General features: G+C 67.3%; 18 protein-coding genes and 1 pseudogene. 8 read left to right on the top strand and 11 right to left on the bottom strand.

The genetic code is table 11. The features are described 5' to 3' along the window. Positions 1–7 precede the first annotated feature (7 nt). The 5 genes from ACFWN7_RS05760 (at position 8) to ACFWN7_RS05740 (ending at position 3,804) form a co-directional block, all read left to right on the top strand. Positions 8–1,432, top strand: coding sequence for a flavin-containing monooxygenase (locus tag ACFWN7_RS05760; RefSeq protein WP_376937783.1), 1,425 nt, complete (start codon positions 8–10; stop codon positions 1,430–1,432). Beyond that, complete coding sequence (locus ACFWN7_RS05755; RefSeq protein ID WP_376937782.1) at positions 1,429–2,277, top strand: SDR family oxidoreductase; 849 nt, start codon at positions 1,429–1,431, stop codon at positions 2,275–2,277. Before ACFWN7_RS05760 ends, ACFWN7_RS05755 begins: the two co-directional genes overlap by 4 nt. A gap of 72 nt (positions 2,278–2,349) precedes the next feature. Continuing rightward, positions 2,350–2,973: a TMEM175 family protein gene (locus ACFWN7_RS05750; protein WP_376937781.1), complete on the top strand. Its 624-nt coding sequence runs from the start codon at positions 2,350–2,352 to the stop codon at positions 2,971–2,973. A 257-nt stretch (positions 2,974–3,230) separates the two neighbouring features. Next, entirely contained in the window at positions 3,231–3,458 is a 228-nt protein-coding gene (locus ACFWN7_RS05745) for a hypothetical protein (protein ID WP_376937780.1), read from the top strand. A gap of 1 nt (position 3,459) precedes the next feature. Further along, positions 3,460–3,804 carry a DUF1036 domain-containing protein gene (locus ACFWN7_RS05740; protein WP_376937779.1) on the top strand — a complete coding sequence of 115 codons (345 nt, stop codon included), beginning with the start codon at positions 3,460–3,462 and terminating at the stop codon, positions 3,802–3,804. A 171-nt stretch (positions 3,805–3,975) separates the two neighbouring features. On the opposite strand, the gene ACFWN7_RS05735 is transcribed toward ACFWN7_RS05740, so the two are convergent. Then, positions 3,976–7,164 (bottom strand): type I restriction endonuclease subunit R, encoded by a 3,189-nt coding sequence (locus ACFWN7_RS05735; protein WP_376937778.1) that lies wholly within the window; start codon positions 7,162–7,164, stop codon positions 3,976–3,978. A gap of 200 nt (positions 7,165–7,364) precedes the next feature. Between ACFWN7_RS05735 and ACFWN7_RS05730 the strand changes: the two genes are divergently transcribed. Continuing rightward, entirely contained in the window at positions 7,365–8,609 is a 1,245-nt protein-coding gene (locus ACFWN7_RS05730) for an ATP-binding protein (protein ID WP_376937777.1), read from the top strand. A gap of 65 nt (positions 8,610–8,674) precedes the next feature. Here ACFWN7_RS05730 and ACFWN7_RS05725 read toward each other — a convergent pair whose 3' ends face one another. From ACFWN7_RS05725 to ACFWN7_RS05705, 5 genes are all read right to left on the bottom strand, one after another. Then, positions 8,675–10,033 (bottom strand): hypothetical protein, encoded by a 1,359-nt coding sequence (locus tag ACFWN7_RS05725; protein WP_376937776.1) that lies wholly within the window; start codon positions 10,031–10,033, stop codon positions 8,675–8,677. Positions 10,034–10,066: 33 nt separating this feature from the next. Next, the gene (locus ACFWN7_RS05720) at positions 10,067–10,720 is read right to left on the bottom strand and encodes a hypothetical protein (RefSeq protein WP_376937775.1); all 654 of its coding nucleotides are present in this window, start codon (positions 10,718–10,720) and stop codon (positions 10,067–10,069) included. 68 nt (positions 10,721–10,788) lie between these two features. Then, on the bottom strand, positions 10,789–12,006 hold the full coding sequence (locus tag ACFWN7_RS05715) for a restriction endonuclease subunit S (RefSeq protein WP_376937774.1): 1,218 nt from the start codon (positions 12,004–12,006) through the stop codon (positions 10,789–10,791). Next, a complete protein-coding gene (locus ACFWN7_RS05710; RefSeq protein WP_376937773.1) occupies positions 12,003–13,607 on the bottom strand; it encodes a type I restriction-modification system subunit M in 1,605 nt (534 codons plus the stop codon). The genes ACFWN7_RS05715 and ACFWN7_RS05710 overlap by 4 nt, the downstream gene beginning before the upstream one ends. 8 nt (positions 13,608–13,615) lie before the next feature. After that, positions 13,616–15,637 carry a hypothetical protein gene (locus ACFWN7_RS05705; protein WP_376937772.1) on the bottom strand — a complete coding sequence of 674 codons (2,022 nt, stop codon included), beginning with the start codon at positions 15,635–15,637 and terminating at the stop codon, positions 13,616–13,618. A 106-nt stretch (positions 15,638–15,743) separates the two neighbouring features. On the opposite strand from ACFWN7_RS05705, the gene ACFWN7_RS05700 reads away from it, so the two are divergent. Both ACFWN7_RS05700 and ACFWN7_RS05695 read left to right on the top strand, forming a co-directional pair. After that, a complete protein-coding gene (locus ACFWN7_RS05700; RefSeq protein WP_376937771.1) occupies positions 15,744–16,970 on the top strand; it encodes a DUF2130 domain-containing protein in 1,227 nt (408 codons plus the stop codon). 220 nt (positions 16,971–17,190) lie between these two features. After that, positions 17,191–17,412 carry a hypothetical protein gene (locus ACFWN7_RS05695; RefSeq protein WP_376937770.1) on the top strand — a complete coding sequence of 74 codons (222 nt, stop codon included), beginning with the start codon at positions 17,191–17,193 and terminating at the stop codon, positions 17,410–17,412. A 719-nt stretch (positions 17,413–18,131) separates the two neighbouring features. Here the strand turns inward: ACFWN7_RS05695 and ACFWN7_RS05690 are convergent. The 5 genes and pseudogenes from ACFWN7_RS05690 to ACFWN7_RS05670 all read right to left on the bottom strand — a co-directional run. Beyond that, positions 18,132–19,061, bottom strand: a pseudogene (locus tag ACFWN7_RS05690) (IS1595 family transposase); the annotation flags it as partial. A 138-nt stretch (positions 19,062–19,199) separates the two neighbouring features. Beyond that, positions 19,200–19,346 (bottom strand): hypothetical protein, encoded by a 147-nt coding sequence (locus tag ACFWN7_RS05685; RefSeq protein WP_376937769.1) that lies wholly within the window; start codon positions 19,344–19,346, stop codon positions 19,200–19,202. Then, positions 19,337–19,483 carry a hypothetical protein gene (locus ACFWN7_RS05680; protein ID WP_376937768.1) on the bottom strand — a complete coding sequence of 49 codons (147 nt, stop codon included), beginning with the start codon at positions 19,481–19,483 and terminating at the stop codon, positions 19,337–19,339. The genes ACFWN7_RS05685 and ACFWN7_RS05680 overlap by 10 nt, the downstream gene beginning before the upstream one ends. A gap of 48 nt (positions 19,484–19,531) precedes the next feature. Further along, positions 19,532–20,779 (bottom strand): ROK family protein, encoded by a 1,248-nt coding sequence (locus ACFWN7_RS05675; RefSeq protein WP_376937767.1) that lies wholly within the window; start codon positions 20,777–20,779, stop codon positions 19,532–19,534. Beyond that, the gene (locus ACFWN7_RS05670; RefSeq protein WP_376937766.1) at positions 20,766–22,358 is read right to left on the bottom strand and encodes a glycoside hydrolase family 5 protein; all 1,593 of its coding nucleotides are present in this window, start codon (positions 22,356–22,358) and stop codon (positions 20,766–20,768) included. Before ACFWN7_RS05670 ends, ACFWN7_RS05675 begins: the two co-directional genes overlap by 14 nt. Positions 22,359–22,374: the final 16 nt, after the last annotated feature.

Genomic DNA, 22,374 nt, shown 5'->3' with positions numbered 1-22,374 from the left:
CGCGGGCATGCCTTACCTCGTCAAGGCCGGGCACCGCGCCGCTGCGGTGACCGCCTCCGTCACCGTCGACGAATCACTTCCGCGGGCCTGCGTGATCGGCGCAGGATCGAGCGGCATCGCGGCTGCGAAGGCGCTCCACCTGGCCGGCATGCCATTCGACTGCTTCGAGCAGGGCAGCGCGATCGGCGGCAACTGGCTCTTCGAGAATCCCAACGGCCGTTCCGCCTGTTACGAGACCCTCGAGATCAACACCTCCTGCGCCCGGATGGCCTTCTCCGACTTCCCGATGCCGGCCAGGTACCCCGAGTATGCGCGTCACGACCAGGTGCACGCGTACTTCGAGCAGTACGTCGACCACTTCGGGTTCCGCGACCGGATCACCTTCGACACGACGGTGACCCGGGTCACGCGCGACGAGCACGGCGGATGGCTCGTGCAGACGAGCGGCCCAGACGGTGACCATGTGCGCGAGTACGACGCGGTGCTCGTCGCCAACGGACACCACTGGGATCCGCGCTGGCCCGACCCGTACCCGGGCGAGTTCCACGGCGAGCAACTGCACGCGCACGACTACCGATCCGGTGCCCAACTCGAGGGCCGCAGGGTGGTCGTCGTGGGCGCCGGCAACTCCGCCATGGACATCGCCGTCGAGGCATCCCACCGCGCCCTGACCGCCACCCTGTCGATTCGCCGCGGGCAATGGGTGATGCGCAAATGGCTGCTCGGCCGGCCTGCCGACCAGATCGCCCTGCCCGGCTGGATGCCCTGGTGGGCCACCGCCCTGCGGCTGCGGGTCGGCGCGCTGACCTCGGGCGGCCTCGCCCGCTACGGGCTGCCGAAGCCGCCGCACACTCCGGGGCAGTCGCATCCGGTGCAGTCGGATCGGATCCGCGAGCGCATCGCCGCCGGACGCGTCACCGTTCGACCCGGCATCGAGCGCCTGGACGGCGACGGGGTCGTGTTCACCGACGGCACCCGGGCCGAGGCGGATCTCATCGTCTGGGCGACCGGCTACCACGTCACGTTCCCCTTCCTCGGCCCCGACCTCGTGGAGGCATCCGACAACGAGCTCCCGCTGTGGAAGCGGACCGTGCATCCCGACCTCCCCGGGCTCTACTTCATCGGCCTCCTGCAACCGGTCGGCGCCGTGATGCCGCTCGCGGAGGCGCAGAGCGCGTGGGTGGCCGAGATGCTCGCGGGCAGCTACGTCGCCCCGGCGGACACCGAGGTGCGCGTGCAGATGGAGCGCGACCACCAGCACAACAAGCGGCAGTTCTACGTGTCGCCCCGGCACACGATGGAGGTCGACTTCGACCACTACCTGTGGGATCTCGCGCGGGAACGCAAGCGGGGCCGTGGCCGCGCCAGGCGCCGCGAGGCGGCCGTCACCACCCGAAGAGCACCGGCCGTGAGCCATGGAGACCGACCATGAGCGGCGCGAAGGGCGCGAAGGGTGCGAATGGCGTGAGCGGTCGCATCATCGCCGTCGTCGGCGGTGCGAACGGCATCGGCCGGGAGACCGCGCGCCTGCTCGCCCTCGCCGGGGCACGCGTGGCGATCGGCGACCGCGACGGCGACGCCGCCCGGAAGACGGCGGAAGCGCTCGACGGAACGGCGATCGGCTTGGATCTCGACGTCACGAGCACCGCATCGTTCGAGACGTTCCTCGCAGCGGTCGAATCCGCCTGGGGTGGCGTGGATGTGCTGGTCAACAGCGCGGGTGTGATGTGGGTGGGGGCGTTCGATGCCGAGCCCGAGGCAGCCGTCCGCCGACAGGTCGAGGTCAACCTGCTCGGGGTCATCCACGGCGTGAGGGCCACGGCGCCGATGATGGTGGCGCGCGGGAGAGGGCACATCATCACGATCGCATCCGCGGCATCGCTCCTGCCGACGCCCGGTGAGGCCACGTACGCGGCCAGCAAGCACGGCGTGCTCGGATACCTCAAGGCGGTTCGCGCCGAACTGCGAGGCTCCGGCGTCGAGATCTCCGTCATCATGCCGGCGGTGGTCGAAACCGCGCTCGCCGCGGGGACGTCCACCGGCGCCGCCAAGCTGCTCCAGCCCGCCGACGTCGCCCGGGCCGTGTCGCGAACCATCGCTCACCCCCGATTCGAGGTGACCGTCCCCGCATACCTGGGGCCTTCCCGGCGCGCGATCGACATCCTGCCGCCCGCGCTGCACGACGGGCTCTTTCGCAGGCTCGTGCCCGATCAGGTGCGCACAGCGGATCGGAACGCCCGTGCGGGCTACGAGGCGCAGTTCCTGAACCCGTCCTGAATCGCAGTATCGATGTTCACCCCGGCGCGACCCCTGGCAGCCCTCACCGCGCCAGGTCACTAACCTGTCCCCATGATCAGGCAGCGGCAGCATCCCGCGGCGACGCAGCGGACCACCCGGTTGGAGGCGTTCACCGATGGGGTCTTCGCCATCGCGGCGACGCTCCTCGTGCTCGACCTCACGTCGCACTCGCTCGGCGAGGTCGGGTCGGACGCCGAGATGTGGTCGGCGCTCGCGGGCATGGGCGAGTTGTTCGTCAACTTCGCGTTGAGCTTCGTGCTGCTGTGCCTGCTGTGGATGGTGCACGTGCAGCAATTCGAGCACATCGCCCGCGTCGATTCGACGGTGGTGTGGCTCAACAACGTCCGGCTGCTCTTCATCGTGCTCGTGCCCTTCGCGACGAATCTCACGACGGAGTACTCCGACTACTTCGCCGGGCGGCTGGCGATGCCCGTCACGTTCCTCTTCGCGATCCTGTGCGGTTGGCTCCAGTGGGCCTGGGCAATGCGCCATCGCGAGGTGATGCTGCCGGATCTCGATGACGCGGAGGCGGCCGCCTCCGGCCGCGGATCGCTCAGTGCCATCATCATCGCCGTCGCCGTCGTGGTGCTCGCGCCCTTCATCGGCTCCGCGGCGTTCCTGCTGTTCCTGTTCGACGGGCTGTTCACGCGTCTCCTGCGTGGGAAGGGCGCCTGACGCCCCCGGCCGCGGCATCCGCCTCACCGCCCTTGCCGCTCGCCCGGGCGAGGACTATATTCCGGCGTGTCGGGGGCTGCGTCCGGTGGGGCGCATCGGGGGATCATCGACCAGGGCTGTCGGGACGCGATCCGCGGATGCGATCGGACGGACGCCGCGCTCCCGTCGACCGTGCCGACGCGGCCGCGGTCGAGAGGTGCGTCGCGGGTCGTCGCGCCGGGCCGGGCGGAGCCGCATCCGACGAATCGAGGTCTCGCATGCATGATCCAGCCGAACTCGTCCGCACCCTGAGTGCCGATGAGGCCGCCACCCTCGCCCCGCTCCCGGACTCGGACTCGGACGAGGAGAGTCCGACGACCGCGCGGCCGGGCCAGGGAGACGAATCGACCGCGGAGGCCCACCTCCCCGGCATCCTCGCGTACGCCGACGCGGCGGCGTCGGAGGCCGACACCCCGCCCAACCCGCGCAACGTCGAGGAGCACTGAGATGGCCATCTACGTGCACAACGGTTCGGCCACGACCATGTACGTCGCCCTCGCCTACCACTCGCCGAACTGCGAGGGCGACAACTGGGCGAAGAAGGGATGGTGGGCGATCGCGCCGGGCGGCCGCGCCACGGTGCGCGGCGGCGCCTCGAACGGGGCGAAGTACTTCTGGTACGCCGAGAACGACGGCGGCCAGGTGTGGGCCGGACCCTTCATGACGCACCTGCCGAGCCGCGCGTTCGACTGGTGCTGGCGCACCGGCAGCACCGACAGCCGCGTCCTCGGCCTGCGCATGCTCGTAGTGCCGACGACCAGCTTCAACCATTCGATCGTGCTCCAGGGGTGACGGCAGCATAGAGGACGCGCTTCGCCGTCGCGGCGGGGTGCGTGGGCGTCGTCGTCCTGCTCGCCGGCCGCGGCGACGGCGGCTCAGGCGGCGCCGGTTCCGTGAGTCCGGGTGCCGACGAGGGTCGGAAGCGGCATCCGCTCGCTGCTTGAGCGCGGGCCCGACAGTTGGTCAGTCGGCGTGCTGCCCACGCTCGTCCGCATACCGCGGCGCCATCGACTCCATCTGGTCCATGACGAGCTTGATCGCCTCGGGCTGCTTGTCGGGCGGATACTTGTACTTCACGAGCAGCCGCTTGATCGACGAACGGAGCTTCGCCCGCACGTCGTCGCGCACGGTCCAGTCGGTGCGCACGTCGCGCCTCATCACGGCGACGAGTTCGCGGGCGATCTGCGCGAGCACATCCTCGCCCTGCACGTCGATCGCTGATTCGTTGGTCGCCACGGCGTCGTAGAACGCGAGTTCGTCGCTCGACAGCGGCGGCGAAAAGTGCGAGCCTCGGGATGCCTCGGCCGCGACCTCCTTCGCCAGTTCGACGAGCTCGGCGATGACTTCTGCCGAGGTGAGTTGCTGGTTCGTGTAGCGGTTCATGATCTCGGCGATCCGCTCCGAGAACGCACGCTGACGCACCAGGTTGCCATGCGTCGCCGACGCGCCGGCATCCGTCAGCGACTTGCGCAGCGCCTCGATGGCGAGGTGCGCGTTCGGCGCTGCCTGGGCCTTCGCGAGATACTCCGGCCCGAGGTCGTCGAGCGCCAGGCGCGGGAGGCCGGCGGCCTCGTAGATGTCGAGCACGTCGCCTGGGGCGATCGAGTCGGCGACGAGGTTTCCGAGTAGGCGCGAGATCTCTTCGGGGATCGGCTCGTCGCGCGACTGACGTTCGGCGGCGTCGAATTTCGCCATCCACACCCGCACCTCTTCGTAGAAGGCGATCTCGTCGTGCAGTTCGGCGAGGCCGTCGCGGCCCGACGCGAGAGCCCACGCCCGGGCGAGCTGCCCGGTCGCGATGCGGTACCGCGACGACAGCCGTTCAGCGCCGAGCTCTGCGGCGTTGAGCGGGTTCGAGGCATCCCGCAGGTTGTTCGTCGCCGTCGTGGCCGCCGTGCGCCAAGCCCGAGACCCGCCCTGCGCCACGATCGACCGCCAGGGGCAGTCTGTGAGCATCTCGCGGATCTGTGCCACCAGCTCGGTCGCGATCGCGACGGCCTCGTCGACGTCGCGGCCGATCGGCTTGTGCTCCTGGTCGGCGACGGTGTACTCCGACAGCGCCTTGGCGAGGTTGTCGGCCAGCGGGGCGTACGCGACGAGCAGCCCGTCCTCCTTGCCTCGGAACGTGCGGTTCACGCGCGCGAGGGTCTGCATGAGCAGCGCGCCCTTGAGCGGACGGTCGAGGTACAGCGTGTGCAGCGGCGGGGCGTCGAACCCGGTGAGCATCATGTCCTTCACGATCACCAGTTCGAGCTCGTCGGAGGCATCCTTCAGTCGCGCCTTGATCGCCTTGTTCGCGGAGTCGCGCCGCACATGGTCGCTCACAGGCGGCTGATCCGACGCCGACCCCGAGTAGACGACCTTGATGCGGCCCTTGTCGAGCGCGTCCGAGTGCCAGTCGGGTCGCAGCGCGACGATCGCCGTGTAGAGCCGTGCGCAGATCTCACGCGTGCCGCCGACGATGAGTGCCTTGCCCGGCGACTCGACGAACGGCTTCATGCGTTCGCGCCGCTCCTCCCAGTGCCGCACGAGGTCGGCGGCGAGGGTCTCGATGCGCTCGGGTGCGCCGTACACGGCGTTGACGACGGCGACGGATGCCTCGAGCCGCGCTCGCTCGGTGTCGTCGAGCCCGAGCGTGTACTCGTCGGCGGCCCGGTCGATATCCTCTTCGGTCGCGCCATCGGCGAACGAGACCCTGATGAGCCGCGGCTCGAAGTACACCGGAACGGTTGCTCCGTCATCAACGGCCCGGGTGAGGTCGTAGATGTCGATGTAGTCGCCGAACACCGCACGGGTGTCGCGCTCGGCGAACGAGATCGGGGTGCCGGTGAACGCGATGAGCGTCGCGTTCGGCAGCGCGTCGCGCAGGTGCCGGGCGTACCCGTCGAGGTCGTCGTAGTGGCTGCGGTGGGCCTCGTCGACGACGACGATCACGTTGCGCCGGTCGGTGAGCAGCGGATGCTGCGTGCCCGACTGCTTCTCGGTCTCGGTCAGCCCGAACTTCTGCAGCGTCGTGAAGTAGATTCCGCCGGTCACCCGGTTGCTCAGTTCGTCGCGCAGCTGCCGGCGCTCACGCACCTGCACGGGCTTCTCGGCGAGGAGCAGACTCTGGTCGAACGTCTGGAACAGCTGACCGTCGAGCTCGGTGCGGTCGGTGACGACGATCACCGTCGGGTTCTTGAGCTTCGGATGCCGCGACACGAGGTTCGCGTACAGCTCCATCTCCATCGACTTGCCGGAGCCTTGCGTGTGCCAGACGACGCCGGCTTTGCCGTTGGTCTCGACCGCCTGCACGGTGCTGCCGACGGCTTTCGTCACGGCGAAGTACTGGTGCGGCTTCGCGATGCGCTTGGTGAGCCCGTCGGCGTTCTCGTCGAACGCGGTGAAGCTGCGCACGAGCTGCAGGAACCGCTCAGGGTTGAAGAGACCGTTGAGCGCGTCGTCGATCGGCTCGACCGACACCCCTTCCTCGACGCGCGGCTGTTCGAGCGGCGTGCCGTCGTCATCGACATTCCACGGCGCGAAGTGGTTGAGCGGCGTGAACGGTGTGCCGTACTTCGCCTCGAGCCCGTCGCTCGCGAGCGTCAGCACGCAGAACCGGAAGGCCATCGGGAACTCACGCAGGTACGTCTGCAGCTGCGCATGGGCGGGGGCGACCCCGGTGGATGCCGAACCTGCTCGCTTCAGCTCGACGATCACCAGCGGCATCCCGTTCACGAACAGCACGATGTCGAACCGGCGATGCAGGTCACCCCTGCGGATGGTGACCTGATTGACGGCGAGCCAGTCGTTCTCCTGCTCGGCGCCGAGCAGGCGCAGCCGGGGGTTCTGCTCGACGCCATATGCGTCGATGTAGCTCAGCGGGTAGCCGCCGACGAGGTACTGGTGAATGCGGTGGTTCTCGGTGATCGCGTCTTGCGACTTGGGCGCCGCGATCTCGGCGACCGCCTGCTGCAGGTACTCGCCGGGAACCCCGGGGTTCAGGCGGCGCAGCGCGTCGAGCAGGCGCGGGCGGATGAGCAGGTCGTCCCAGGTCTCGCGCTCGCCGGTGCCCGGGGCGATCCTTTCGCCGGCGAGCGGCCGCCACCCCAGCGGTTCCGCGAGGGTGTCGAGGGCGTCGTTCTCCCATGCGGATTCGGCGAGGACGGTCATGCGTGCGCTCCTGTCGGTGTCGCGCCGCAGGGCGCTGCGAATCTACGGGTTGACGAATGCGAACCTATGAGTCGCGTCCAGCGGATCCTCGAGTTGTGGTCAGCGAATCCGCGAGTTGGTCGGTGCGAACCTACGAGTTGATGGTTGCGAAAGTACGAGTATAGTCTTGCGAACCTACGAGTTGAGCGTACGGTGTACTCATGGAACCGTTGCTGCCGCGCCATTCCCTCGAGTGGGCGGGCGAACTTCTCGGAGCCTTTCCGACGGTCGTTATCCAGGGTGCGCGACAGGTAGGTAAGAGCACTTTCGCCGAACTGCTCGTCAGCGGCCGCAACGCAGCGCTGGCGACGCTCGACGATGAGCGAACCCTTGAAGCGGCAACGGACGACCCTGCCGCGTTCGTCGATCAGATACCGGACGGCACGCTCGTCATAGATGAGCTTCAGCGCGCCCCGGAACTGATCCTCCCCATCAAGGCGTCGATCGACCGTAACCGGCGCCCGGGCCGGTTCGTGCTGACCGGTTCGAGCGATCTGCTGCGTCTCACGCGGACACCGGATAGTCTCGCCGGCCGCGCGATCACCGTGAACCTTCGAACGCTCAGTCAGGGTGAGATCCGCAGTCGCCGGGACGACCTTCTCGGACGCCTCAAGGCGGGCGCGGACGCCGTCCGTTTCACCACCGATTCGACGCGATCCGACTACGCCGAGATCATCGCCCGCGGCGGCTACCCCGAGGTTCTGTCCGTGAGCGATCGGCTGCGAGCCAGCTGGTTCGACAGCTATGTGGGGCGCCTGCTCGAACGGGACGTGAGTGACATCGCCCCGCGCGTGGACGCCACTCGGCTCCACGCCGTCCTGCGCCTGGTGGCCGCGAATCAGACCGGTGAGCTGGTCAAGGCACGCATCGCACGCGACGCGAACGTGCCCGAGACGTCGGTGACAACCTACATCGACCTTCTGGAGATCATGTATCTGGTGGGCACGCTTCGACCATGGACGCCGAACCTCACGAGTCGGCAGGCGTCCAAGCCCAAGGCTTATGTCACCGATCCGGGCCTTGCCCTGCGCCTCGCTAAGACGACAGCGGACCACTTGAAGCCGCTCGCCAACCCCTACCTGGGCGCGGCGATGGAGGGTTTGGTGGTGACGGAGCTCACAAAGCAACGCGGATGGAGCAGTGAGGAATTCGAATTGTTCCACTTTCGAGACCGCACCGGCCTCGAAGTCGACATCGTCGCCGAGTTCTTCGACGGCAGCGTCATCGGCATCGAGGTGAAGTCCGGGAGCACTGCGAAGGCTGAGCACTTCGCTGGGCTCCGAACACTCCGCGACAAGCTGGGCGAGCGATTCCTCGGCGGGTACGTGCTGAACGCTAGCCAACAGGGCTCGTTCTTCGGCGATCGGCTTCGGACCCTCCCCGTCTCGGCGCTCTGGGAGCTGTGACCGGCGGTGAAGTGACGTACTCTCGTGTTGGCCTAGCGGTGGGCTCGCGAGCCCTCCCTCCTTGATCACCGACACGCGATCCCGGTTATGAGTTCTGCGCGATTCCATAACCGTTCAGTGCTCTCTGCCCTCGTGCTCAGCGGGTGGGGCCGAAGCGGTCTCCTCGGTGCGCTGCAGACGGTTCGCGAGCTTCTCTGCCAGCCGGCCCGTTGACATCCGGGCGTTCTCGAGCGTCCCCGTCCCGAATCGACCCGCAGCCTGAAGGCCATCCCTGCTCGCACCGACCATGTCGTCGCGCACATCCGCGGCCGCCGCGGACCAACGGCGGGCTTCGAGGGCTGCGCGCTCATCGGCGAGGCCGAGGGTCGCATGCAGGTCACCGACACCCGACGCGACCTCGTTGCTCGCGTGCACAACGACTTTCGACGCAACGGGTTCAACAGCACCTTCGCGTTCGCCCGACTCGCGGCGGCGTCCATCCGCGCCACGAGCTGCGTCGTCGTCGTGGCGATGAGTTCACGTCGTCGCTGTCTCGCCGTCTGGAGAGCGACGCGATGCTGGTCGAGTTCGTCGGGCGAGGCATCCAGCACTCGATCGAGTTCGAGCAGTGCCATCCCCTCCTGCAACTGGAAGCAGCGCGCGAGCACCGCGAGCCACTCGACGACGGTGTCTTCGGCCTGCTTCGACAGATCGGCGAGGTCGCCGACCTTGGTTGTGCGCTCCAGGTTCTCGGCGAGACCGTCGAGCTGGCGCAGTGCGTACGCCTGGGTGCGTGCGATCGTCGCAGCCGAACCCTGCACCTTCGACCACGTCACCTCCGACACTCGGCCGACTTCGGCGCGAACGACCAGGGCTTCGTCGAGCATCAACTCGACGCCGATCATGTCGGCGAGCACCGCGTCCTTCTGCGCGCGGAGAATGTCGTCGACCTTGGCGTCGATCTTGGCGAGGTACTCGGTGATCTCCTCCATCGTCTGCTGCATCGCGTACTGCGCCATGATGCCGCCGACACCGGCGAGGATCGCGGGATTGGTCAGCATTGCGCCCGGCTTGGTCACGAACTGCAGGTTCTTCGCGAACTGACCGTTGGCAGCACGGGTGGTCGCCTGTACGAACTCGCCACCCGATCGCTGCACGAGGGTCGCGCCGTGAGCGGCTCGCGCTGACTCTTCGGTCAGTTTCATCCATCGCCCGGCGTTCGCCGAGACCTCCGACGCCGTCTGCAGCGCCGACCCGCCTCGTGCGATCGCCGGCGCCAGCGGCCGGAGGTCGAGGTCGCGTGACGGAACGCCCGCCGACGCGACGAACTGTTCGACGGCTGCAGGCTTGCCGAAGACGACCAGCCCATCGCCGTCGCTGATGAACTCGATCTCGCTCCCCGGTGCGTCGGTGGGAGCCTCGCGAGGGTCGGAATCAATGGTCATGGCGGTCGTCTTTCTGTCGGGGGCTATCAGGGATTATGGAGTGAACTCGAATTCGAGCGTCGCGTCGGGCTCGATGCTCGACACAATGCGGGTATAGAAGGTGACCGCTTGCTCCTCGAGCAGGGGGCGGAGGCCCTCGATGTGCTCCGCGACCGCCGCATCGGTGAGCAGTTCCTCGGTCGCCTCCAGTATGTCGATCTCGGGCGTAGTCCAGCTCAGGATGCCGTTCGCCTCGGTCGCAACGCTGAAGTCGGGGTTGTCGTACCCGAGAAACATGAACTCCGGGATCGTGATGCGGTAGCGCTTGTCACCGAGCGGCTCGATCTCGACCTGCCGGCCGTCGATGCCGAGCTTCGCGTCGAACTCGTAGCGGAGGAATGCCGTGCGGTCGCTCAGTGGGATGTCGAACAGACCGAAGAAGGTCTGGCTGTCGCTCTCTTCCTGGATGTCGGTGAGCCCGGCGGTGACCAGGATCACCTGTTCCTCTCCTGTGACCGATCGGACGACCTGCACGTCGCGTTCCTCGCCCGCGCCGAGGAACTTGCCCACCGTGAGGCCGGCGAAGGCGGCTGCGGCGGCGACCACCAGCACCAAGACGACGAGCAGGATCTTCGCCCAGACGGAAGTTCGCTTCGCGGGTGTCGGCGGGGTCGGGGCCGCCGAAGGCGGCGCGGCCGTGGTGGTCATGCGTTCAATCTCCCCAGTTACATGCGACGGTGCAGTCTTGCGAATCTATCCGGTCTTTGCGCTCGCCCTCAGGCGCCGGCGGCGGATGCTGCCGCCTCGGCATCGCGAACGCGGAGCCTGCCCGACATGAGCTGCGGAAGCAGCGCGTCGCGGGTTGCGGCGAGGGTGCGGTTCTCGGCTTCGAGCTCCTGCCGAAGGATGAGGTCCGCCCACGCGCGCACGTCGGCTCGTTCTGACCCAGCTAGGAGCGGCACTTGAACACCAGCCAAGAGAGCCGAGACATCAAGGTTTGGCATGGCGGTTCCGGTTCGATAATTTTCGAAGTTCCCTCGTTCCCAGTCCTCCCAAATCGCAAACCAGGCAGAGGGGAGGTGACCCGCAGCGTCTTCGCGAGCAACGAGTCGCTTCACGAAGTTGCTGTATGTAAGCGGCAATGGCAGGGAGCGTCTCAATTGAGGCGTGATCAGTAGTGTTGGCCCGAGCGTCCCTGATCCCGCCGTCCAAACTTCGAGCGCATCAGGTGCGATCCTCCGAGTGGCCTGGGTAGACGAGATCCAACGATGGGGCGCATCCAAAGGCTTGCCGACGAGAACATCTTCGAGATCCCGCCCGCGAAGTGCCAACACTTCGGTTCCCGCGCTCGGGGTCTGGCTCTCGTCTCCCCACACGCCGGACAAGCCGGTCTCAACAAGGTCGCCAAGTGGCACCGTTTTGACACCTCGCCTGTGTGCGTCCCATCTCGCTCGTGCAATCTCACGTTGTGTAGCCGCTAGGGCGGTGTTGGCGGCGATCTTGTCGTCGAGCGCGCCCAGCACCTCCGCGATCGCCTGCTGTTCGGGGAGCGGCGGGAAGTCCAGACGGATTCGTGCAATGTCCTTGACGTTCAAGCTGCTGAATACAGCGCCCACGTTCATGAGCCGATCGACTTCAGACCACCATTGAGGGCTGCGGACAGCCCATCGAAGGAAGGCCTGGTCGACCAATGTGCCGTCACTTCGAAGGAGAACGAGATTCTGCCCGATTGCACAACGCAGCCCGTCGGGAATCGGAGCAGTGTCACCGACGCGCCCGCGACGTGTGACCAGGATGTCGCCTCTGCCGGGAGTGGTACGACGGGTCCACTCAGCGAGGTCCGCCTCTGAGATGAGACGCGCCTGATTGACGAGCACCCTGCCGTCTTGGATGTCGGGAATGGCGATGTAGGGGAAACCTGAGGGTTGTGCTGCGGGTGTCTTGTGCTCACAGTCGAGGACAGAGACACCGACGTCCGCGAGAGCCTGACTCATGAAACCCGCTCCAGCTGCTCGCGCACGACCGCGGCCAGTCGAGCAGATTCGACGAACTGTGCCTCCAGCTCGGTGCGGAGCCGGGCAAGTTTCCCCTCGATCGGCTCGCCATCATCCTCTGCTTCGGCGGCGCCGACGTAGCGGCCGGGGGTCAGAGCATAGTCGGCGGCCTTGATCTCGGCGAGCGTCGCCGAGTAGCAGAAGCCCGGAACATCCGCGTACTGGTCGGGTGCGGCATCCGATTCGACTCCACGCCAGGCATGGAAGGTGCCCGCGATCTTCGCGATGTCCTCGTCGCTCAGCGCGCGCTCGGCGCGGTCGACCATGTGGCCGAGGTTCCTGGCGTCGATGAAGAGCACCTCGCCGGCGCGCGCGCCCTTGTCCTTCGCGAAGAACCACACGCACACGGGGATGCCGGTCGAGCGGAAGAGCTGGGCCGGCAGCGCGACCATGCACGACACGAGGTCGGCTTCGACGATCTCGGCGCGGATCTTGCCCTCGCCGCCCGAGTTCGACGACATCGAGCCGTTGGCCATGACGACGCCGGCCTGTCCGCCGGGGGCGAGCTTCGAGAGGATGTGCTGGATCCACGCGTAGTTCGCGTTGTTCGCGGGGGGCACGCCGAACCGCCAGCGGGGGTCCTCTTCGTTGCGGGCCCAGTCCTTGATGTTGAAGGGCGGGTTCGCCATGACGAAGTCGGCCTGCAGGTCGGGGTGCAGGTCGCGGGCGAAGGTGTCGCCCCAGCGCGGCCCGAGGTTGCCCGAGAGCCCATGGATCGCGAGGTTCATCTTCGCCATGCGCCAGGTGCGCTCGTTGAGCTCCTGGCCGTAGACCGAGATGTCGCTGCCTTCACCGTGGTGGGCGTCGATGAACTTCTCGGCCTGCACGAACATGCCGCCCGATCCGCAACAGGGGTCGTACACGCGTCCGTGGGTCGGCTGCAGCAGTTCGACCAGCACACGCACGACTCCGGCGGGCGTGTAGAACTCGCCGCCCCGCTTGCCCTCAGCGGCGGCGAACTTCTCGAGGAAGTACTCGTACACCTCACCCAGCAGGTCGCGGGCGCGGCGTCCGTCTGACCCACCCTGGCCCTGCGCCGCGAAACGCGCCGAGTTGAACAGGTCGACGAGTTCGCCGAGGCGCCGCTGGTCGACGTTGTCGCGGTTGAAGATGCGCGGCAGGGTGCCCGAAAGCTGCGGGTTCGACTGCATGACCGCATCCATCGCCTCGTCGATCAGCAGGCCGATCGACTTCTCGAGGCTGTCGATCGTCGCGCCCTTCGCGTTCTCGGCGAGGAAGCCCCAGCGCGCGTTCGCGGGCACCCAGAAGACTCCGCGGCCGGTGTACTCGTCGGTGTCGTCGATGAGGTCGGCGATCTGCTCGCCGTCGTATCCGTCGGCGGCGAGCTCGGCGCGGATTCCGCCACGGCGCTCGTCGAAGGCGTCCGACACGTACTTGAGGAAGACGAGCCCGAGAATGACGTCTTTGTACTGCGAGGCATCCATCGATCCGCGCAGTTTGTCGGCGGCCTTCCAGAGCGTGTCTTTCAGCTCTTTCATGGTCGACGGCGCCCGCGGGGCGGCTTTCGGGGTGCGGGGCATGTGCTTCCTTACTGCGTGGATGCCGCGTCAGCGGCGGTGGCGTCGATGGATTCGTTTGCGCGGGGTTTGGATTCGAGGGTGACTGCTCCTGCGACGACACCGGCGGCGAGCAGTTCCGCGTATCGGTCGAGTCTGGCAGCCCGATCGCGGAGTGCGTCGCTCCGGGCGGCGATGTCGGCGAGTGCCCCCCGAAGCGGGGCGACCGCCTGAGGCGAGACGCGGCGGAGCATCCATCGTTTCCAGGCGCCGGGCCCGGCCGGCTGACCGACGATGTCCGCCGCGATGAGTTCGGGAACGAGCCCACCAGGGTCGGCCGCGGTGATGCGCAGCACGCGGGCCGGGTAGGCGACGACTCTCGAGCCGTCGACATCGACCCATGCGGCCGCGGTCGGGCCGGTGCGGAAGATCACGTCGCCAGGGCGTGTGAGACCGGTCGACGGATGCTGCTCCGCGAACACGAGCTGATCGACTCGGACACTGCCGACCGTGCTCGGGTCGTCGAGGTCGGATGCCGCAACAACGACCAGACCCTCAGGTCCGTGCAGTTCGGGGTCGACCCGCGTACCTGAGACGACGCGGAGGTGGCCATCGCGAATCAGGTCGGCGATGCTCTGCGGCTCGCGAGAAGACGCAGAAGTCGGCACGACCACGATGGGCTCGAGGTCAGTGCGAACGGCGTCGGCCGCGGCATCGATCAACACGGGGAGGTCAGCCGTACTCGCACGCGATCGCCCTGTGATTGCCACTGAATCGGTGAGCGAGCCACCACGCGCCAGCATGTTCGGGGTTCGAACGAACCGCCCGAAGCGGAACGTGTGTCCGCGAACCTCGCGGGCGCTGCCCATGCTGGCGACCAAGTCGATCACGAGGTCGGCGCGGGTGGCGGTGGTGAGCGGAGCGTCGATGAGATCCGCGACGACGGTGAAGCGGTCGGCGATCTTGACCTGCCCCATCGGCGCTCCGAGCACCCACACCGCGAGCGACTCCCGCGGGGCGGCCTCGATCAACCCGGGCGCGAGTCTGGCGATGCCTCGGACACGGCCTGTTCGCAGGATGTCACTTCGCACGAGTTCTGCCTCAGGGGAGAGCGCGTCGACCAGCGCTCGTGCCGGGCCGATCACGATGGCCGAATCCGTGTCGCGCATCGACAGCGACACTTCGTCGACCGCTCGCAGCATGGTTGCGACGTCATCGCCGCGGCCGGCGGGGACACGTGCCACCACGACCGCCCGAGATGCTTCGATCGCGGCCGTGTCGACCAACCAGCGGCCGCCCGTGATGAGCCGGCGGCGCGCGCGTCGAGCGTCGGATCCAGGCGGCAGCGAGACATCGACGTCATCGCCGAGCGCCTCGGCCAACGTTGCAGTGAGCTCGACGTCGTGGGCATCGAGCATGACCGCCACGTCGTCTCCGGACTCGGCTGCGGCATTCATGACCAGGGCGCGGGTCGCCGCCGCAACGAGCTCGATCGCGTCATCCCTGAGCCTTCCCGTCGAGCCTGCCATGCTCACCGAGGTGGCGTGGCGTCGGCCGACGAGCGCCAGCGCCGCCGAAGGCGAGTACGTCGCATCGATCAGCTGCTCGGCATAGTCGAGCCATTCCGCGCGTCGCCTGGCGTGCGCCTCGAGTTCGGCGCGCACGAACTCGTCGTTCGGGTCGGTCTCTGCTGCGACCATCCGCAGGTCCGCGGGAGAGAGATCCTCGAGTGTGCCGCGCTGCGAGTACAGCGTGATGAGGGCTTCGAGTTCTTCGACTGCGCGTCGGTCCGAGAAGGAGAAACCGGGCGGAGCAGCTGCAGCCGCGGCATCCGCCTGTGCGTCTGGATTGTTGCCACGCTCGGTGCGCGAGAGCCACTCGGCCACTTGAGACGCATCGAACAGCATTCGCCCGCCCTGCTCGTCGACTGCGCTCGGGAACGGATCCGCGGCCCTGGCGATGCGCGTGCGCCACATCGACGCCACGGGTCGCTGCACGCCGGCCAGCCGGGCGACGCCGGCCAGGTCGATGAGAAGTGACGGGTTCGTGGTCATGGAGTCACCGTATCGAGAATCCGGCGCTTGTGGAGGTTCTACTTGATAAGTGGGGTTATCAGCTTCAAGTAGGCATGAAGGCTTTAGGGAGCTCCATGATCGCCACATGAACAACATCACGCCGAACACGGCTACCAACGAGATCAAGTGCCCGCACTGCGGAACCGTCTTCACCATCGATGAGGCCAACTATGCCGACATCGTGCAGCAGGTGCGAACCGTGGAGTTCGAGGCCGAGCTCCACGCACGCCTCACCGAGGCCGAGAAGGTCAAGACGGCCGAGATCGCCCTGGCTGTCGCGAATGCGGCGCAGGAGTCGCAGCAGTCGGCCGCGAAGAAGGACGCGGAGATCCAGAAGCTCCAGGCCGAGCTGAAGTCCGCCGGCACCGAACGGGACCTCGCGGTCGCGAATGCCGTCGCCGCAACCGAGAAGCAGCTCGGCGAGGCGCAGAACAAACTTGAGCTGCAGTCGGCCGAGCAGAAGGTCAAGGACGCCGCGCTCAAGGAATCGCACGCCAAGGAGCTCGCTCTAAAGGACGACCTCATCGAGCGCTACAAGGACATGAAGGCGAAGCTCTCGGTCAAGCTGCTCGGCGAGACTCTGGAGCAGCACTGCGAGGTCGAGTTCAACCGCATCCGCTCGCTCGCGTTCCCGAACGCCGAGTTCGGTAAGGACAACGATGCCTCGGTCGGCACGAAGGGCGACTACGTCTTCCGCGACTTCAGCGACGAGGGCGTCGAGTACGTCTCGATCATGTTCGAGATGAAGAACGAAGCGGATGCCTCGTCGACGCGCAAGAGGAACAGTGACTTCTTCGCCAAGCTCGACAAGGACCGCAACGACAAGGGCTGCGAGTACGCGGTGCTCGTCTCGATGCTCGAAGAGGAGTCCGACCTCTACACCGGCATCACCGACGTCTCGCACCAGTATCCGAAGATGTTCGTCGTCCGCCCCCAGTTCTTCCTGCCGATCATCGCACTGCTCCGCAACGCCGCACAGGACACGATCCTCGTGAAGGCCGAACTCGAGCAGGCCAGGAAGCAGCACATCGACATCACCGACTTCGAGTCCGAGCTCGAGGCCTTCAAGTCGTCGTTCGGCCGCAACTACGACCTCGCCAAGCGCAAGTTCGACGCCGCGATCAAGGACATCGACCTCGCCATCGACCGGCTGCAGAAGGTTAAGGACGGCCTGCTCGGCTCAGAGAACAACCTGCGGCTCGCCAACGACAAGGCGACCGCGCTCACCGTCAAGAAGCTGACGAAGGGCAACCCGACCATGCAGGCCAAGTTCGCCGAGCTGGAAGCTCCGGAAGACCAGGACGCCGCCTAACGCCCTTGCCGGGTAGGACGGCCCGGATCCTCCCGAGGATTCGGGCCGCGCTCGTCGGCCCCTCCCTACCGCCGCTACCTCGCTCTGCTAGGCATCGTCAGGCACCGCGCCACTGGATGCCTCGCGATGCCTCGCGATGCCTCGACGGAGCGTCAGTACACCGAAACACCGACACCGACACCGACACCGACACCGACACCGACACCGAAGGAGCAACACCATGACGAACCGCAACCGCCGCATTGACTCGGACCTGGGCATCCGCCCGCGCAGCTCGGGCGACGCCCACCGACACAAGCTGCCGCGTTGTGAGCATTCCGGTCTCGCCCGGTATCGCGACCGGCACCAAGCCCGACACGCCGTTGCGGCCCGACGCGCCGCCGAGCCCCGCATCTCGCTCGTGACCTACGCCTGCCCCGCCTGCCGCGGATACCACCTCTAGCGCACCTACGCCGGCCCCATCCTCACCATGCCCGAGACGGACGAGCGGGTGCCGGCGTTCACCGACTCCCTGTTTACACGTCCGCGGTTTACACGTCCGCGTCGTTTCGTTCTCTATTCGACGTCGGGAACCCGACCTGGGGAGCACAAGGCATCCCGCTCACAACCCGCGAAACTCTGGAGCATCCTCAAGGGCCAGGCACCCGGCTTCAGCGACCGCGACAGCGAGCGCGACAACATCGTCATCGGCGCCGCCCGTGCCGTCGCCGCAAATATCTCGAAGTCGGGCCGGCCCGGCCGAGACGGGCCGATGAACCTAGCGTTTCGACGAATAAGCGTTGAACGATCGCAGCCGACGAGTACGCGAGAATCCCCGGTAATCCAAGGGTCTTGGTAGCGAGGGCGGGACTCGAACCCGCGACACCACGGAGACGACGGGGCCGCTCGTGAGTCTTTCACTTCGCTCCGGAAATCTCGAATGATCTCGGACTGGCCCGGGATTCCTTGCGAGAACGGATGCTACCGCGGCGACTTTACTCGGTCGGGCTGGGAACGTCTGGAGTGAGTTCGCATCGATATCCGTTGAAGTGGCTATCCAACTTGGTGCCGTGATCACGCGGCTTTCCGCCATGGTCGGTCGAGTGGCGATTCGGTGAGGCTCGCGGGGAGGGATCGCGCCGCGGCAATTGTCGGACGCGGCCGGAGCCGGGGGCTTGGTGTCGCGACGAGGCTTCTGTAAGGCGTGGCGGCGTAGGCGACGGCGTTCTCGAGCAGGCGAAGGAACAGCAGACCGCGTTCGCTGGCTGTGCGCCGGTTGAACCGGAACACGAACTCGTCGAGATACGCCTGCAGGTGCGCGGCCTGAACACCGCCTTGGTGGGTGCCTTCCAGCACGCGCTTGCTGAGGGAGAACACCCGGTGCACTCCGGGCAGCACCTCGTGAGCAGGCAGGCCGGTGCCGGAGACGACGTGGCGCTCGTGAGACAAGCCGGCCGCACGGATCGCGGACGGGTAAGGCCGCCAGCCGTCCGTGATGACCGTCGAGCCCGGCGTCACCGTGGCGGTCAGGAACGCGGCGAGGTGATCACTGGTCGCCGAGGGCAGCAGCTGCATCCGAATCCTGCCGAACCCGCGTCCGCGCCGCTCGACGGCAGCAGCGACGAGCGTCTTCCCGTCTGGTGAGCGGCCCGGCAGCCCTGCGGCGGCCCCGCCGTAGAGTGCCTCGTCGACCTCGACGCGACCGAGCAGGCGGTCCCGGCCGTGCTGTGACATCGCGGTGCGCAGCTTATGCAGCATCGCCCACGCGGTCTGATAGCTGCCCAGCCCGGTCACCCGTTGCACCTCCAGTGCAGACACGCCCTGCTTCGACGTGGTCAGCAGCCACGCCGCCTCGAACCACACCGACAACGGCGTCCGCGTCTGGTGGAACACGGTCCCCGCTGTCGCGGTCACGCGCCGTCCGCAGTCACCGCAGCGATGCGCGACGCCATCCCGTGTCCAGTCCGCGACGCCCGCGCACCACGGACACCAGAAACCCTCCGGCCATCGAATCCAGTCCAGATAGTCCAGACACGCGTCCTCCGACGCGAACCAACGCCTCACCTCCGGCAGCGACCCCCGGGTAGTGCGCTCCCCGCAGCGGACGATCAATCATGCGACGAAGCTACCCAGGACCCCCGACATCACGGCAACAAGATGGATAGCCACTTTCGTTGAATAAGCGTGCGCGCATCGAGTCTCCACGCGCTTCTTCAAATCCGGGAAGTCGGTCCGCTGTTTGCAGGTCGGCTATGGCTCGAGCGGCACGGTGCCGATGAACTCGGCGAGGTCGTGCGGATCTCGACGAGTGTCGTTTCGACGGAGCACGTCGATGTTGTGGCAATTGTCGAGCTCCCACTTGAAGAGTTTCGGCGTATCCGTGTCTTTCACGGCCACGAACGCGCGGTCGGCCAGCAGTCGAGAACCCGCGTGTACGAGAGCCCCTCACCGAAGACGAACGCCGGGCTCTGGGTCAGGCTGGCGTACCGGTCGCCGTGCTGCGGCACGAAGCCCGCCGTCGTGGCGCGGAGCATGCAGCGCTTCTACAGCTGAACCGCAACCCCGGCATCCGGCCGGCAGTTCTATCCGGCCGCTCGTGCGGCGCGCGACCGCACCTCTTCAACCGGGGCTGCGATGAGCGACTCGAGCGGCATGACCGCAGCTCCGAGTGCAACGGTATCGCCGCCGAAGGTGCAGCTTCGGAGCTCGAACTGAGCACCGGGTCGAGCCAGGGACGCGGCTCGTGTCGTGGCCTCGATCCGCGGGCTGAGGTGCTGCATGAGGCGCATGCCGACCCAGCCGCCGACGATGACGCGTTCCGGGTTGAACAGATTGACGAGTCCGCCGAGAGCGGTGCCGAGGTCGTCGATGAGGTTCTCGACGGTGTCGTGCGCGACGGGGTCGCCGGTTTGGGCGGCGTCGAGGAGTTCGCCGATCGCTGTCCAGCCGCTCCCGTCGAAGCGTCCGCCTGCGGCGGCCCACCGGTCGAGGATGCCCTGAGCGCCGAGGAAGGCTTCCACGCAGCCGCGCCGTCCGCAGCGGCATACCGGGCCGCTGCGGTCAAGGCAGAGGTGGCCCCACTCGGTGGCGCTACTTGCGGAGCCGCGGAGCAACTCTCCGTCAGAGATGACGCCCAAGCCCACGCCGCGGCCGAACAGGACCACGACGGCGTGCTCGACACCGTGCGCGGCGCCGAACCACTGCTCGGCCTTCGCGAGGGTCTTCGCGCCATTCTCGGCGAACAGCGGAAGGTCGTGTCCGAGCAACGGTCGCACCGCGACCGGATCCCAGCCGAGGTTCTCGGCGTAGAGCGTTTGTACGCCGGCGTCGTCGGTCTCCACGATGCCCGGTAGCCCGAGCCCCACGCCGACGACACGGGACCAGCGGTCACGGTTGCGCTGCCGAAGGGCTTCGACGGCGTCGGTGAGATCGTGCGCAATCGTGTCGGGAGATTCCTCGGTGCTGCCGCCGCGGAACTCCCGGTCGACCCGGGTCATGGTCAGGTCGAACAGTTCGACGGCAACGCCGCGTTCGCCGACGTCGGCGCCGATGAAGTATGCGCCATCGGCGACGGGCTCGAGGACGGACGTCGGCCGGCCGCCCTGCGATGCGAGCAGGCCCGTCTCGGCGACGAGCCCTTCGGCGATGAGGTCGGCGACGATGTTCGCCGCGGACGCCGAGGACAACCCTGCCGCCGCGGCGATTTCGGCACGCGTACCGTCGCGAGCGGTGATCAGGTGGGCAAGCGCAGCCGAGCGGTTCTGCGTTCGGAGCGATCTGATGGTGAGCGATTGCCGCGTCATCCGCTGCTCGCCTTCACGCCTGGCCATGATCGACCAAGGCTACCAATGGATACTTCGACCCATCGAGCACTAGCCAGGCGAGCCTGAGCGGTGCGGCGGCGATGACCCGGAGGCCCCCGTCGGTGCGGGTGATGCGGGCGGGTACGGCCTTCCCGTCCGGGCTCAGCGGGGTGTAGTCCACGGCATCGGTTCCGTCTTCGACGACGAACTCGAGCCATTCGCCGGCAGCGAGGTCGACGACGACGAGTTCGTCGGGCCGGAATGGGTCGCCGGCGTGGGACTCGAACGGGTTCGACGGGTGCTCGATGTCGAACGCGTATCGCAACGCGACGGTGTCGCCGAGGCGGAGGTTCGGAACGTCTGGGGATGCGTCGGCCTCGTACGAGCGCCCGGCCCCGTCGAATCCGTACCCCCAGGCGGGGATCACCGCCGGTCGGTCGGCGAAGACTGCTGCCAGGACGTCATCGTGACGTTTGCACCGGTCGATCTCGATGGCTTCGATGAGATCGTCGAGGATGAGTTGCGCGGTTGCCCGGTCGAGAGCTGTTCCACCGACGCTGGCGATGACGTCCTCCCAACCGGTAGGCGGCACGACCGAGGCGGGTGACGTTCGGGTGTCGACCTTCTTCCACGGCCAGAGGTTCCAGCCGATGCCGTGCCCCTCGTAGAGTCTGAAGGCCGCGTACAGCCACTCGAGGTTGTGTTCGCCGCCCTCGCCCATGTAGATCGGCAGCTGCAGGCGGTCGCGAGTCTCGAGGAAGGCGGCGATACTCGCACGGTCGGCTGGGGACCAGTACTTGTGGAACTGGAGCGCGGAGTTCTCGTCCCAGACTTCGGTGAAGATGGACCAGTTCGTCGCCCAATGCGAGCCCTCGTACACGATCAGGTGGTAGGGATCGATCTCGCGGATCGCGGCAGTGAGGTCGCGGTAGAGGTCGGCGAGTTCGTCCGCATACCGGTGCTGCCACTCGTTCGGGATCGGTTCGTTCAGCAGGTCGTAGCCGAGCACCACCGGCTCGTCACGGTAGCGTCGGGCGATCTCACGCCACAGCTCGATCGCGCGGTCGCGGTACTCGTCGACCATGAACAATTCAGGTTTCCCGTTCGGGGAGTCGTCGATGTTCGTGCCGGTCTGCCCGCCGGGCGCGCCGTGCAGGTCGAGCAGGATCCAGAGGCGATGCGTGCGGCACCACTCGATGAGTCGGTCGATCAACGCGTACCCCGCTTCGATCGGCGTGCCCGACGCGTCTTGGATGATGCGGGCGTTGATCGGCAGGCGCACGTGGTCGAAGCCCGCCGCGGCGATCTCTGCGATGTCCTGCTCGGTGATGAACCGCTCACGGAACTCGCGCCAGAATCGCTCGGCAGCATCGGCACCGATGAGGCGCGCGAAGAGCGCCTCGATCTCACGCGGGGACTCGGCGCCCGGGCCGAAGCGCCACATGTACCCCTCGGGGAGGAGCCAGTTGCCGAGCCCGACTCCCCTCAGTTGCAGCACGTTGCCGGTGCCGTCGACCAGCTCGGTGCCTTCGCGGCGGACGAATCCGTCGAGCACGGCCGGCCGGCGGGCGAATGTGCGTCGGGGGCTGGTCTGGGTGATGGTCACGGTGCTCCTTACGTGG

Origin of the sequence: Agromyces sp. NPDC058484 (genome assembly GCF_042720415.1) — a bacterium.
Classification (GTDB): Bacteria; Actinomycetota; Actinomycetes; order Actinomycetales; family Microbacteriaceae; genus Agromyces.
Note: the sequence above shows the minus strand (reverse complement) of the source record. Positions and strands in the feature narration are given on the sequence as shown.